The organism is Silicimonas lutimaris, assembly GCF_047314965.1.
Taxonomy (GTDB): Bacteria; Pseudomonadota; Alphaproteobacteria; order Rhodobacterales; family Rhodobacteraceae; genus JAVJUV01.
In genome coordinates, this window is record NZ_JBLBVK010000022.1 from 25,395 (window position 1) to 38,681 (window position 13,287).

The following is a 13,287-nucleotide window of genomic DNA, read 5'->3' on the forward strand; positions in this document are numbered from 1 at the left end:
CACCTGAGTGCATTGAGGCCGGAGAAGGTCCGCCATCAAGTCGCCTCGCGCGCGGCCTTGAACCGCCGGATACTCTCTTCCGGCCATTGTTCCGACATCCTGTAATACCCCTCGCACACCGGCACCCCGACGGGCAGTTCCACCCAGGGCAGCTTGGATGCGGTGAAAATATGGATATCCGGCGGGCACAGGGCCGGCTCTTCCAGAGCTCCTACACGGACGAAGGCAACGGCGTCACCCATCCCGGCATAAGTGCTCCAAAGCGCAGTGCCGCAACCGGGGCACCGGGTGATCTTCTGCCCTTTCCCGCTCGGCGACGGAACGGTTGCGGACTTCGGCTCTCCCGCGGTCACCACCACGTTGCCCGCCTCGATCAGTGCATTGATGGCGAATGCCGAACCCGTCTGGCGCTGGCACCATGAGCAATGACAGCAATGGACGAACATCGGCGCGGCGCAAAGTTCGAACGATACGTCTCCGCAGGTGCAGCGTCCCTTCAGCGTCGAAACCTCGATCACGTCAGACCCTCCTCTTTCCCCCTAACCTAATCCGGCAGACCACCACCCGTAACCCGCTTGCGTCGCCCCGCGATTTCCCATCCTCTGAGCCAAAAAAGGGGAACCGCAAATGATAGCCGTCATCTTCGAAGTTACACCCAAAGAGGGAATGACCGACCCTTATCTCGACATGGCCGCCGAAATGCGCCCTCTCGCGGAATCGATCGACGGTTTCATATCGGTCGAGCGATTCCAGTCTCTGACGACACCGGGGAAACTTCTCTCCCTGTCCTTCTGGCGCGACGAAGCGGCCCTCGAGTCCTGGCGCACCCTGGCCCAGCACCGAAGCGCGCAAAGAGTTGGCCGCAGTCGAATGTTCGACGATTATCGGCTTCGTGTCGCCGCGATCATCCGCGACTACGGGATGAACGAAAGAGACGAGGCCCCCGCGGACAGCCGTGAAATTCACGGCTAACCCAGCAAGAACGCAGACACCCACAAATGGCCACTCGGGCGACTTGTCGCAAAAGGAACAGAGCCGATGATCGCCCCAACCCTTGGTGACATGTTCCGCAGCTTCGGTCGCATCGGCATCCTCTCCTTTGGCGGACCGGCCGCCCAGATCGCCCTGATGCACAAGGTTCTGGTCGAGGAAAAAGGCTGGCTCGACGAACGGACCTTTCTCAACGCACTCTCTTTCACCATGCTCCTTCCCGGCCCCGAGGCGATGCAACTCGCCACCTTCGCGGGATGGAAACTGCGCGGCACCTCCGGCGGCCTGCTGGCAGGGCTGCTCTTCGTCCTGCCCGGAGCGGCGGTCATCGCTCTTCTTGCGACGATCTACGCCTTGTTCGGTGACGTGCCACTGGTCGCCACTCTCTTCATCGGCATCAAGGCGGTGATCGTGGTCATCGTTCTCGAAGCGCTTCTCCGGGTCGCCCGCAAGGCCCTGAGTTCGCCGTTCTACTGGGCCATCGCCGGCCTGTCCTTCGCGGCGATCTTCGATCTCCACCTGCCCTTCCCACTGATCATCGCCGCCGCCGCTGCCCTCGGGTATCTCGCAGCACGGTCCGGCCCCCCGGCTCCGCCCGCGCCACGGGTCGAAGGGACGCTCCGGACGATCGCCATCTGGCTGTCGCTTTGGATCGCGCCGATCCTGGCTCTCTGGGCATCGGGCGCAACCTTCCTGACGGATCTCGCGCTGTTTTTCTCACGTCTCGCTGTTGTCACCTTCGGTGGCGCCTACGCGGTGCTGGCCTACATGACCCAGGAGGTCGTCATGACGAAAAACTGGCTGACCACGGCGCAGATGATCGACGGTCTCGGGCTGGCAGAAACCACTCCCGGCCCCCTGATCCTCGTCACCGAATTCGTGGGCTTCATCGCCGGTTATGCCGCCGGTGGAATGGCACTTGCCTTCGCCGCCGCGCTTGTGACGCTCTGGGTCACGTTCGTTCCATGCTTCCTGTGGATCTTCGCCGGCGCCCCATACATCGAGCGGCTCACCCACATGCCCCGGCTTTCCGCGGCATTGAAGGCAATCACCGCCGCGGTCGTCGGCGTCATCCTCAACCTGTCCCTATGGTTCTCCGCGCACGTTTTCTTCGGAAACTTGGGCGAGTTTCGTATGGGCCCGGTTCAGCTGATTGCGCCGGAACTTTCCTCGCTCCAGATCCTCCCCTCCGTCATTGCACTCGGCGCACTCGTGCTGATGACGATCGGAAAGCAATCGCTGGAACGAACTCTGGCATTCGGCGCCACCGCTGCGCTGGTTTCAAGCTGGATTCCGTGAGTTTCACAAACCTCCAGCAGTCACCTTCCCTTCACCATCGAATCTTATATGGTGTGAGCATCCACGACGGAGATGGGATGACTCGCAGCATCGATTACGGCACCCTGATGCACCGCGCCATGCGTGGCCTCATCCAGGAGGTCCTCGCGGACGTGGCCAAGCATGGACTGCCCGGGCAGCATCATTTCTTCATCACCTTCGACACGATGCACCCGGATGTCGAAATGGCCGACTGGTTGTCGGATCGCTATCCCGAAGAGATGACCGTGGTGATGCAGCACTGGTTCGACAATCTCGACGTCACCGACGACGGGTTCTCCGTCACCCTCAACTTCGGCGACAACCCTGAACCGCTCTATATCCCGTACGATTCCATCCGCACGTTCGTCGACCCTTCGGTCGAGTTCGGGCTTCGTTTCGAAACTCAGGAAGACGACGACAGGGGCGACGACGGAGTTGAACCAACCCCCGTCGAGACCACGGAAACGGAGTCCGCGCCAAAAAGCGGTGACGCTGAAATCGTCAGTCTCGACAAGTTCCGAAAATAGCGGTCCCTAGGGGGTCACGAAACGATCGTGACAGGCCTCGCAGTAGCTCTGAACGCGTTCGCTCAGGTCAGTGGCGTCCTGAAGCGTCGCGAGACCTGTGCTGGCTTCGTCAGCCATATCCGCAAGTCCGATCGAGATACGGCTGAAATCCTCGAAATACTCCCAGATTTCCGCCGACGCCCGTGAGTGGTGGTCTGTCTTTTCATCCTTGAAGAGCAAGGGAACCTGTCGCGCCAACTCGCCGATTTCAGCGACCACCGTCCGGGCGACGCCAGGGTCGTAGGACGCTTCGCTCGCCACAACGACATCAAGCTTACCTGCCTGCTCTCCAAGCATTTTCATCACGTAAATACGGGCCCTGACCTGCGGGTCGGTGGCTACGTCATTTGCCATGACCGAAAACGCAGCTAGTACGGCGCAAACGCCGGCAAACATCCCCAAATATCTCATTTTCCATCGCTTCAAGGAGTCTGGTGCGGCTACCCCGGCGGAACCTCCGCCAACGCGCCAGTCTAGTCACAAGTTAAAGGCGCACACCCTTACGGCCAGCAAGATCGGTGAAAAACTGCCATGCAACCCGGCCCGACCGGGCACCCCGTGTGGCCTGCCATTCGATGGCTTCGGCCCGCAGAGTATCATCATCGATATCGACGCCGTGAACGTCGCAATACCCGCGTATCATGGACAGGTACTCGTCCTGAGTACACGGATGGAAGCCCAGCCACAATCCGAACCTGTCACTCAGCGAGACCTTCTCCTCGACCGCTTCCGAGGGGTTGATCGCACTGGAACGTTCGTTTTCGATCATGTCCCGCGGCATCAGATGGCGACGGTTGGAGGTCGCGTAAAAGAGGACATTGTCCGGACGCCCCTCGATCCCGCCGTCCAGAACCGCCTTGAGACTCTTGTAGTGCTGGTCGTCATGGCTGAACGACAGGTCATCGCAGAAGAGAATGAAACGCGCGTCGCTCGCGCGCAGGATATTGAGCAGACGTCCCACCGACGGCAGGTCCTCGCGCTGGATCTCGACGATCTTGCAGTCAAGACCTTCGGCCCGAACCGCCGCATGCGCCGCCTTGACCAGCGACGACTTTCCCATGCCCCGCGCTCCCCAGAGAAGCGCGTTGTTGGCCGGCAGCCCCCTTGCGAACTGGCGCGTGTTCTCCAGAAGCGTGTCGCGCGACCGGTCGATCCCGACCAACAGGCCGATCTCCACCCGATTCACCTTGGCAACCGGATCAAGGCGGTCGGGGGAAACATGCCAGACGAAAGCGTCCGCCTGTCCGAAATCAGGGGCCTCGAGAGGCGCTGGAGACATCCGTTCCAGCGCAGCCGCTATACGCTTTTTCGCCTTCATCAGGCCTTCGCGTCCTTCTCGCCATCCTCGTCATCCTCTTCGAACTCCGAGTACAGATCCTCATCCTCGCCAAGGATGCCTTCCTCGCGCAGCTTCTGAACCCGCTTCTTCTCAACTCGCTTCACCAGCTGGATCGAGATTTCGTAAAGCCCGTAGACTGCCGTGAAGAGAATAAGTTGCGTCACCACATCCGGCGGCGTCACCAGTGCGGCCAGCACCAGAATGCCCACGATCGCGTATTTGCGCACATCGGCCAAGCCGCGCGCAGAAACAAGCCCGGCCTTCCCCATCAGCGTCAGCAAGACGGGAAGCTGAAAGCAAAGCCCGAAGGCGATGATGAACGTCAGCGAGATGCTCAGCGACTCGTTCACCTTGCCGAAGAACGTGATCTTCAGCCCCTCGCTGGTCTCCGGCACAACCGCGGCGCTGTCAGGCAGGTCTTCGGCAGCTCCGGACAAGAGGTTCGCGAAGATGGAACTGACATCCGCGAAACCCAGGAAGAACGACATCGCCAGAGGTGTCACCACGAAATGGGCGAATGAGGCGCCCAGCAGGAACATCAGGGGCGATGCGACCAGAAACGGCAGAAAGGCGTTTTTCTCGGAGCGGTAGAGGCCCGGCGCCACGAAACGCCACAACTGATAGCCGATCACCGGGAACGACAAGGCAAACCCGAAGACCATTGAAATCCGGAAGAGCGTGAACAGGTATTCCTGCGGGCTCGTGTACTGTAGAGTCGGCGACGGATCGCCCAAGGCGCGCAACGACTGCTCGATCGGGCGCAGCAAGAACTCAAGCACATGCTCGGCAATGAAATCGCCCTGGATCGGAATGAAGAACACGCTGATCCCGATCAAGAGCGCGATGACCGAGCGGATCAACCGGGTACGCAATTCGGCCAGATGCTCGATCAGCGGCGCTGAGCTGTCCTCGATCTCATCGTCCGTCGGACTCATGTCGGCTCACCCGATTTCGGCGCAGGCGCCTCTGAAGGCGTCTCTCCTGGCGTGGCAGCTTCTGCGGCGGCTGTCTTTTCTTTGTCCAGCCGTTCCTGGGCCTTCTTGGCTGTATACTCCTGGATCTTCTTCGCCTGTTCGGCGCGCTCTTCCGACAGCTTGGCTGTCTCGGGCCCGATGTCCTTAGCCTTCTCGGAAGGCTTCGTCGGATCCCAGCCTTTGGCGGCATCCTTGACAGCGTCCAACCCCATCTCCTTGGCGGAGGTCATCTTTTTCAGATTGGCCGCGGTCTCCTTAACCCCGGCCTCATCGGCGGCATCTTCCATCGCGCGCTGAAAGTCGCGCGCCATGCGCCTCAGCTTGGCAGTGAACTTGCCAAACTGCCGGAACATGCCCGGAAGGTCTTTCGGTCCGACGACGATCAACGCCACGATCCCGATGACCAGAAGTTCGCTCCAGCCAAAGTCCATGTTTTACCTGAACAGGCCCTCAGGCCTTGTCCTTGTCCTTGTCCTCTGACGGCGTCACGTCCTTCGCAACGGCCGAAGCTTCGTCCTCGATCTCTTTCTTGCCCTCGTCGACACCCTTCTTGAAGGCGGTGATGCCCTTGCCAACCTCGCCCATCAGCGACGAGATCTTGCCGCGCCCGAAAAGGACCAGCACGACGATGGCGATCAGAAGAAGGCCGGGAAGGCCGATTTGTCCAAGTCCCATGAGAGTCTCTCCGTGAAATCCGACCTGCTATGTAGGCACTTCCCCCGCAATAGAAAAGCACCAATTCCGAAAGACTTGAGGGGCATATTGAGAAACAAGGGCAATTTTCGCATGCGCAAAATCAACTGACAGGTTAATGTCAGTTGGGGTCATTTATGACGAGGTCACCAGAAGCCCGAATCACGGAGATACCCATGAAACTGCTGACCGCATTTGTCGCCGCCCTCGCCTTCGCCGCACCCGACGCCGCCCGTGCCTCCGGCACCGCCACCCCGGTCCTCGAGATCGTCACCTTCCGCCTCATGCCCGGCACCGATTCCGCCGCCTTCCTCGACGCCGCGCGCGGGACCGAGGCGGCACTGCGCGACCGGGGCGCGCTCACCCGGCGCTTCCTGACTGTTGATGCCGACGGCCTCTGGACGGACGTGGTCGAATGGACATCTCACGACGCCGCGCTCGCTGCCGCCGAGGCGGTCATGTCCGAACCGTCCTTCCACCCTTTCATGATGATGATCGATCCCGACAGCGTCGCCATGCGCCACGCATCCATTCTCTGGCGGATGGAGTGACGCCATGCGCCGCACGGACCGCCTGTTCGAGCTGATCCAGATCCTGCGCGACGGGCGGTTGCATCGCGGCAAAGACCTTGCGGAGCGTTTGGAGATATCGCTCCGCACCCTCTACAGGGACATGGACACGCTCATCGCGTCGGGCATCCCCGTCGAGGGCGAACGCGGTCTCGGCTACATGATGACCGCGCCAATCACGCTGCCCCCGCTGAACCTGACCCTGACCGAACTCGAGGCGCTTCACCTCGGTCTCGCCGTCGTCACCAAGGCCGCCGACCCGGAACTTCAGCGCGCCGCAAAGACACTCTCCGACAAGGTCGACGCGGTCCTGCCCGAAGACCGTGCAGCCCCCGCGACAGGTTGGGGCTTCGCGGTCTATCCGTTCGCCGAGGCCGCGCGCGGCTTTGTTCACATGGCGCCTCTTCGCGCCGCGATCCGGTCCCGCCGCAAGGTCGATATCACCTATGCCGCCCCCGACGAGCCTGAAACCCGCCGCCGTGTGCGTCCCTTGCAGATGGAATACTGGGGCCGTGTCTGGACGCTGACGTCGTGGTGCGAACTCAGAAACGACTTCCGCGTCTTCCGGGTCGACCGCATACGCACGCTCGACGTCAGCTTCGAGACCTTCGAGGAGGAACCCGGCAAGACGCTTGGCGACTATCTCGCACAAATGGACTGAAGGCGGTCAGGTCTTCGGAAAGACAAAGCAACGTCCACGCCGGATCATCAGCCACAGCGCAGTGCCGGGCTTCGGCAGAAACACCGAAGGCACGCTGGCTTTCAGCGCCGAGCCATCGTGCTCCATCCGGAATTCCACAAGGCTCTCCGAGCCCATGAAACGCGACCGCACGACCGTAGCGCGCGCCGGCGTGCCGTCCTCGATCGTCGGATTGGGTCCGCGCCCGTCGCGGTCGAAATCGATCCGCAGGTGCTGCGGGCGGATCACGATCTCCACCTCGGTGCCGTCCGGCACCCCCGGCGCCAGGAAGGCTCCGAAGGGCGTATCGGTCAAAGCACCATGAACCACGCCATCGATCACGTTGATATCGCTGAAGAAAGCCGCGGCGCGCCGATCCACCGGCGCGTTATAGACATTGTAGGGCGCGCCACGCTGGATGATCCGGCCCTCGCGCATCAGCGCGATCTCGTCGGCCATGCGCATGGCCTCGTCCGGCTCATGGGTCACCAGCAGAACTGCCGCACCCTCTTCCTTCAGGATCTCCAGCGTCTCGTCGCGGATGCCGTCGCGCAGCCGGTTGTCCAGACCCGAGAATGGTTCGTCCATCAGCATGATATGCGGTTTCGGCGCAATCGCCCGCGCCAGCGCCACGCGCTGCTGCTCGCCGCCTGACAATTCGTGCGGATGCGCATCGGCGAAGCCCTCCAGATGCACCCGCTCCAGCATCTCCTCGGCGCGGCGGCGCTTCTCGGCCTTCGTGCCCGACAGGCCGAAGGCCACGTTGTCGGCGACGCTCATATGGGGAAACAGGGCGAAATCCTGGAACATCAGCCCGATATGGCGCGCTTCAGGCGGCAGAAAGACCCGCTCATCCGACATCACACGGCCATCGACCAGAACCCGCCCGGTGTCCTGCCGGTCCACTCCGGCGATGATCCGCAGCGTTGTCGACTTGCCGCAACCGGACGGCCCCAGAAGACAGGTCACCTGCCCGGGCGCGATGGCCAGCGAGACATCGGACACCACTTCGCGTCCGCCGAAACGGCGCGTCAGCCCCTCTACGCTCAAGCCTTTCGTGGTATTCGTCACACCGTCCGCCCTTCAATCCCGAGAGAAGAACTCGGGATTATCTCAGGCGGGATAGCAACCTCGCGCCCGGCTCGCAAGTCTGCCGCTTTGCCGCACGTCCGTAGGGATGGGCCAGACGGAGAGCGCGCTGTCTCGCGACCCAACGAAGAAAAGCGAAGCTCCGGTTCCCTGGTTCCGGCGCCCCAGCCGTAAAGCGAAACGCCCGGCCTAAGCCGGGCGTTGAAACTCAAAGGACTAAACGCCTCTGCTACGCGCTTTTGTCAGTCCAGATCGGTGAGAATGCGTGTCGCAATGTCTCCTGATCCGTCGAACGTCAGCGTCCCGACCGCTCCGAAATAAGTCAGGTTGCCCGCACAATTGCCTGTCGTCGATCCACAAGCAACGGAGTCTCCCGCGAAGATGCCTTCCATATCGGCAGCGGTGATGTCCTGGGATAGTCCGCCATTCAACTCAACCGAGCCGGAAGCATTAAGTGCGAAACCTTCTTGGAACGAAGAAGTCGGATCATCGAAACTTATACCGCCGACATTCGTCGAGACATTGACGCTTCCGCCCACCTGAACCGCATCCGCGCCTCCGGCCACTTCGTCATAATACCAGAACTGCTGATTGATCTCATTCCGCGTCGTCAACGTGTTGGTGTTGAAGTCCGCCTGAAGCTCAATCCGGCTGTAGTGAACATCCCCAAGACCTCCCGGGTTGGAGTCGATCACGATGAAACCGCTATAGTTCGCAGGCGAGGCCGGAATTGTGGTCTGAGTGCCCGAAACGGCACCCGTATTCACCGGGGTCTTTACACTGTCCGCACCAGCTGCAGCCTCAAGCGCCGCATATTCGTTCACGATATCCGTAAACGCTTGAGGTCCGGGAATGAAACCGCCTCCTCCGCCGCCACCGCAGGCAGAAAGAACCAGGAAAACAGGAATGATAGACGTATAACGCATGAAGAGCCCCCTCGATAACATGCTACAGAACGCATCAATACTTGCCCGATAGCAAGTTAAAACTCGTCCGGAAACAGTAAGTTCCTAAAGTGTGGAATTTACCCCACCGCCGTCCAGCAGGATGTTCTGCCCGACGATGAACCCGGCATGTTGAGAACAGAGGAACGCGCAGGTCGCCCCGAATTCCTCCGACGTGCCATAGCGGCCCACCGGCAGCGAGGCCTCGCGCCGTGCCCGCGCTTCCTCCAGCGTGATGCCCTCGCGGGCGGCCACGCCCTTGTCCAGCGCGTCGGCGCGGTCTGTCGCGTGAATGCCCGGGAGCATGTTGTTGATCGTCACACCCTTGCCCGCTACCTGCCGCGACGTGCCCGCCACGTATCCGGTCAGCCCGGCCCGCGCCGAGTTCGACAGGCCAAGCGCCGGGATGGGCGCCTTCACCGATTGCGAGGTGATGTTCACCACCCGGCCCCAGCCGCGCTCCATCATCCCCGGAACCAGCGCCTTGATCAGCGCGATCGGGGTCAGCATGTTCGCATCCAGAGCCTTGATGAAATCCTCGCGGTCCCAGTCCGTCCACATCCCCGGAGGCGGACCGCCCGCGTTGTTCACCAGGATATCGACCGCACCAGCGGCCTCGAGAACCTTGGCGCGACCCTCGTCCGAGGTGATGTCCGCCGCAACCGCCGTGACCTCGACCCCGTACCTGGACCGGATCTCCGCCGCCGCCGCTTCCAGCGCCTCGGCGCCCCGCGCATTCATGACAAGATCAACACCCGCCTCGGCCAAAGCCTCGGCACAGCCGCGCCCCAGCCCCTTCGACGACGCGCAGACCAGCGCCCGCTTGCCCCTGATACCCAGATCCATTGCTCAGATTTCTCCCGGTTGCTCCGCTTGGGGGACACCTAGCAGGCTGACGCCCGAGGGCAACGGAGAATTGGTCAGATCTTCTGACCTCGCGCGCCTATTTCACTCCGATACTGCGACCGGTCAGATCCTCGACCCCGTGCTCCGGCGAACTCATCGTACCGTTGATCAGCGCAAGGAAGCCCTCGGCATCCGGACCATAGAAATCCCCGACCATCTCGGTGTCCACCGTCAGGTCGACGCCTTTCGAGTCCGTCAGCAGGCCATCAAGGTCCGCCGTGATCTGCCCCCCGCCAGCGGAAGGAGACGCGCGGTCGATCACACCGCCACCTATCACAAGGCTGCCGGCAACCGGAGCGCCGGAACGATCATACAAATTATCCGCCGACCCGCTGACGGTATTGGCATCGAATTGTGCCTCCAGCGTCATCTCTCCGGCATAGCTTTCGCGCAGCCAGATCGAGCCAGCGTCCAGAATGATATAACCATCGTACACGGCCGAATTCTCGGTCGGTATGTCCCCGACCGGAGTGACCTCGTATCCCGCCTCGGCAAAATCGCCCGCGATCGCGGCATATCCGTCGGCTGCCACCGTGTAGGGCGTTGTCTTCTTGTCCGAACACGCCGCCGCCAGAATACAGCACGAGATCAGGAAAACCTTCCGGGCCATGACATCCTCCCCTGTTCAGGATCCACTCGATCCCTAGACAGCAGCATCGCGGTTTCGACACCCCGGCACATTGATATATGTCAGGAATTCCATGTTGGAGGGCTGTGCGCCCGGAGGCGCACCTTCCAGACGCTACCTTTGTCCAATTGTCGTGCCCAGCAAGAACTCGAAGCCATATTCGATGGACGTCATCGACCCGTCGATGATCGTGTAGTACCCCTCCGCGTTGGGCCCGAGGAAATCGCCGTCCATCGTCGATGAAACATTCAGATCCACCCCATCGGCGTCAGTCAGCGTCCCACTCAAACCGGAGTTGATCTGCCATTCTGTAACGGGATCCGCAAATCGATCTATTGTGCCCCCGTTCATCGTCAATACTCCGGCCACAGGCCGTCCAGCGGTATCGTAAAGCGCACTTGCGGTACCACCGACGGTGTTTGACGCGAAATCAGCAGTCATCTGCGCTGCGCCGGCATAGCTTTCCCGATAAACGTCAAAACCGACATCCATCACGATGTACCCGTCATAGGTAGCCGGCGGAACAGTTGGTGCCGGAATATCAGCCACTGGGGTCACATCGTAACCTGCCATGGCAAATTCGTTCGCCATAGCATCATAAGCATTAACCGCGCTTGAGAAGCCATTACTTCCGCCGCCACACCCCGCAAGCCCGGCGCATGCCGAAAACGCTAGTACCTTGATTGCCTTGCCTCGCATCGTCTTCCCTCCCCTGGGATGTTCCCACGCCCCAGAAGCTTGGCAGGATATGGATGTTTTTTGTTGATGCAGATCAACAAACCCGATCCGGCTCGGTTTGCCAGCGCAACACGAGCATGAAGGAACCGAAGGAATGATCGCGCTCGCCTCTTCCGCCCGGCCCCGGTCGCGGTTATATGCGCGCCCATGTTGGACCGATCCTCGAATACCGCTCCTCTCCCGCCGGAAATCGCCCGGAGACGGACCTTTGCCATCATCTCGCATCCCGACGCGGGCAAGACGACGCTGACCGAAAAGTTCCTGCTTTACGGCGGCGCCATCCAGATGGCCGGACAGGTGCGCGCCAAGGGCGAGGCGCGTCGGACGCGCTCGGACTTCATGCAGATGGAAAAGGACCGGGGCATTTCCGTCTCGGCCTCGGCCATGTCCTTCGATTACGGCAAGTACCGCTTCAACCTCGTCGACACACCCGGCCACTCGGATTTCTCCGAGGACACCTACCGCACGCTTACGGCTGTGGACGCGGCCATCATGGTCATCGACGGCGCGAAAGGCGTGGAATCCCAGACCCAGAAACTCTTCGAGGTCTGCCGCCTCCGCGACCTGCCGATCCTGACCTTCTGTAATAAGATGGATCGCGAAAGCCGCGACACCTTCGAGATCATCGACGAAATCCAGGAAAACCTCGCCATCGACGTGACGCCCGCGTCCTGGCCCATCGGCATGGGACGCGACTTCATCGGCAGCTACGACATGCTGCACGACCGGCTCGAACTTATGGAACGCGCCGACCGCAACAAGCGAGCCGAGACGATCAAGATCCAGGGCCTCGACGATCCGAAACTGGCCGACCACGTTCCCGCCCATCTTCTGGAAAAGCTCCGTGAAGACATCGAGATGGCGCGCGAGCTTCTGCCTGCCTTCGACCGGCAGGCCTTCCTCGACGGCACCATGACGCCGATCTGGTTCGGCTCCGCCATCAACTCCTTCGGTGTGAAAGAACTGATGGACGGCATCGGTGACTACGGCCCCGAGCCACAGCCGCAATCCGCCGAACCGCGCCAGGTTTCGCCGGACGAGGACAAGGTCGCGGGCTTTGTCTTCAAGGTCCAGGCCAACATGGACCCGAAACACCGCGACCGCGTGGCCTTCGTCCGGCTCGCCTCGGGCCATTTCCAGCGCGGCATGAAGCTGACCCATGTCCGCTCGAAGAAGCCGATGGCCATCTCGAACCCTGTTCTCTTCCTCGCCGCCGACCGCGAACTCGCCGAAGAGGCCTGGGCCGGAGACATCATCGGCATCCCGAACCACGGCCAGCTTCGCATCGGCGACACGCTGACCGAGGGCGAGGCCTTGCGCGTCACCGGCATCCCGTCCTTCGCTCCGGAACTCCTGCAGAACTGCCGCGCGGGTGACCCGATGAAGGCCAAGCATCTCGACAAGGCGCTGATGCAATTCGCCGAGGAAGGCGCCGCAAAGGTCTTCAAACCCACCCTCGGCTCGGGCTTCATCGTCGGCGTTGTGGGTCAGCTCCAGTTCGAGGTGCTCGCCAGCCGGATCGAACTCGAATACGGCCTGCCTGTCCGTTTCGAGCCGTCGCAATTCACCTCCGCCCGCTGGGTGACGGGGCCCAAGGACAAGGTCGAGAAATTCGTCGCCGCCAACAAGGGCCATATCGCCCACGACAATGACGGCGACATCGTCTACCTGACGCGCCTGCAGTGGGATATCGACCGGATCGTGCGCGACTATCCCGAACTGACGCTGTCGGCGACGAAGGAAATGCAGGTCGCGTGACCTTCCGGACTATCTGACTCAAACTTTCCTTTCTTTCTGGCCCCAATACGGCGGGGAGCGTGAGGGGAAGCGCCCCTCTCTTCCGAGCTCCCCC

At 61.5% G+C, this 13,287-nt stretch carries 17 protein-coding genes; 6 read left to right on the forward strand and 11 right to left on the reverse strand.

What is annotated here, in order from left to right; genetic code table 11:
* Nucleotides 1-35: 35 nt before the first annotated feature.
* Nucleotides 36-500, reverse strand: coding sequence for a GFA family protein (locus tag ACKLNI_RS01165; RefSeq protein ID WP_413717173.1), 465 nt, complete (start codon nucleotides 498-500; stop codon nucleotides 36-38).
* 127 nt (nucleotides 501-627) lie between these two features.
* Between ACKLNI_RS01165 and ACKLNI_RS01170 the strand changes: the two genes are divergently transcribed.
* From ACKLNI_RS01170 to ACKLNI_RS01180, 3 genes are all read left to right on the forward strand, one after another.
* Complete coding sequence (locus ACKLNI_RS01170) at nucleotides 628-972, forward strand: antibiotic biosynthesis monooxygenase family protein (RefSeq protein ID WP_413717157.1); 345 nt, start codon at nucleotides 628-630, stop codon at nucleotides 970-972.
* A gap of 66 nt (nucleotides 973-1,038) precedes the next feature.
* Nucleotides 1,039-2,289 (forward strand): chromate efflux transporter, encoded by a 1,251-nt coding sequence (chrA, locus tag ACKLNI_RS01175; RefSeq protein ID WP_413717158.1) that lies wholly within the window; start codon nucleotides 1,039-1,041, stop codon nucleotides 2,287-2,289.
* 77 nt (nucleotides 2,290-2,366) lie between these two features.
* Complete coding sequence (locus tag ACKLNI_RS01180) at nucleotides 2,367-2,837, forward strand: SspB family protein (protein ID WP_413717159.1); 471 nt, start codon at nucleotides 2,367-2,369, stop codon at nucleotides 2,835-2,837.
* A 6-nt stretch (nucleotides 2,838-2,843) separates the two neighbouring features.
* Here ACKLNI_RS01180 and ACKLNI_RS01185 read toward each other — a convergent pair whose 3' ends face one another.
* The 5 genes from ACKLNI_RS01185 to ACKLNI_RS01205 all read right to left on the reverse strand — a co-directional run bounded on the left by ACKLNI_RS01185 (nucleotide 2,844) and on the right by ACKLNI_RS01205 (nucleotide 5,864).
* A complete protein-coding gene (locus ACKLNI_RS01185; RefSeq protein WP_413717160.1) occupies nucleotides 2,844-3,272 on the reverse strand; it encodes a cytochrome c in 429 nt (142 codons plus the stop codon).
* A gap of 88 nt (nucleotides 3,273-3,360) precedes the next feature.
* Complete coding sequence (locus tag ACKLNI_RS01190) at nucleotides 3,361-4,194, reverse strand: ATP-binding protein (RefSeq protein WP_413717161.1); 834 nt, start codon at nucleotides 4,192-4,194, stop codon at nucleotides 3,361-3,363.
* Nucleotides 4,194-5,150, reverse strand: coding sequence for a twin-arginine translocase subunit TatC (gene tatC, locus ACKLNI_RS01195; RefSeq protein WP_413717162.1), 957 nt, complete (start codon nucleotides 5,148-5,150; stop codon nucleotides 4,194-4,196). The genes ACKLNI_RS01190 and tatC overlap by 1 nt, the downstream gene beginning before the upstream one ends.
* The gene (gene tatB / locus ACKLNI_RS01200) at nucleotides 5,147-5,620 is read right to left on the reverse strand and encodes a Sec-independent protein translocase protein TatB (RefSeq protein WP_413717163.1); all 474 of its coding nucleotides are present in this window, start codon (nucleotides 5,618-5,620) and stop codon (nucleotides 5,147-5,149) included. The genes tatC and tatB overlap by 4 nt, the downstream gene beginning before the upstream one ends.
* Before the next feature lie 19 nt (nucleotides 5,621-5,639).
* Nucleotides 5,640-5,864, reverse strand: coding sequence for a twin-arginine translocase TatA/TatE family subunit (locus ACKLNI_RS01205; protein WP_413717164.1), 225 nt, complete (start codon nucleotides 5,862-5,864; stop codon nucleotides 5,640-5,642).
* Nucleotides 5,865-6,058: 194 nt separating this feature from the next.
* On the opposite strand from ACKLNI_RS01205, the gene ACKLNI_RS01210 reads away from it, so the two are divergent.
* Both ACKLNI_RS01210 and ACKLNI_RS01215 read left to right on the forward strand, forming a co-directional pair.
* Nucleotides 6,059-6,433 (forward strand): hypothetical protein, encoded by a 375-nt coding sequence (locus ACKLNI_RS01210; protein WP_413717165.1) that lies wholly within the window; start codon nucleotides 6,059-6,061, stop codon nucleotides 6,431-6,433.
* A 4-nt stretch (nucleotides 6,434-6,437) separates the two neighbouring features.
* Nucleotides 6,438-7,112, forward strand: coding sequence for a helix-turn-helix transcriptional regulator (locus ACKLNI_RS01215; protein WP_413717166.1), 675 nt, complete (start codon nucleotides 6,438-6,440; stop codon nucleotides 7,110-7,112).
* Nucleotides 7,113-7,118: 6 nt separating this feature from the next.
* On the opposite strand, the gene ACKLNI_RS01220 is transcribed toward ACKLNI_RS01215, so the two are convergent.
* The 5 genes from ACKLNI_RS01220 to ACKLNI_RS01240 form a co-directional block, all read right to left on the reverse strand.
* Nucleotides 7,119-8,201, reverse strand: a complete 1,083-nt coding sequence (locus ACKLNI_RS01220) for an ABC transporter ATP-binding protein (RefSeq protein ID WP_413717167.1) — start codon at nucleotides 8,199-8,201, stop codon at nucleotides 7,119-7,121.
* A 260-nt stretch (nucleotides 8,202-8,461) separates the two neighbouring features.
* A complete protein-coding gene (locus tag ACKLNI_RS01225; protein WP_413717168.1) occupies nucleotides 8,462-9,145 on the reverse strand; it encodes a hypothetical protein in 684 nt (227 codons plus the stop codon).
* 84 nt (nucleotides 9,146-9,229) lie between these two features.
* The gene (locus ACKLNI_RS01230) at nucleotides 9,230-10,009 is read right to left on the reverse strand and encodes an SDR family oxidoreductase (RefSeq protein ID WP_413717169.1); all 780 of its coding nucleotides are present in this window, start codon (nucleotides 10,007-10,009) and stop codon (nucleotides 9,230-9,232) included.
* Between the two features lie 97 nt (nucleotides 10,010-10,106).
* On the reverse strand, nucleotides 10,107-10,679 hold the full coding sequence (locus ACKLNI_RS01235) for a HupA family protein (RefSeq protein WP_413717170.1): 573 nt from the start codon (nucleotides 10,677-10,679) through the stop codon (nucleotides 10,107-10,109).
* Nucleotides 10,680-10,811: 132 nt separating this feature from the next.
* The gene (locus ACKLNI_RS01240) at nucleotides 10,812-11,288 is read right to left on the reverse strand and encodes a hypothetical protein (RefSeq protein ID WP_413717171.1); all 477 of its coding nucleotides are present in this window, start codon (nucleotides 11,286-11,288) and stop codon (nucleotides 10,812-10,814) included.
* 294 nt (nucleotides 11,289-11,582) lie between these two features.
* Between ACKLNI_RS01240 and ACKLNI_RS01245 the strand changes: the two genes are divergently transcribed.
* Entirely contained in the window at nucleotides 11,583-13,193 is a 1,611-nt protein-coding gene (locus ACKLNI_RS01245) for a peptide chain release factor 3 (RefSeq protein ID WP_413717172.1), read from the forward strand.
* Nucleotides 13,194-13,287: the final 94 nt, after the last annotated feature.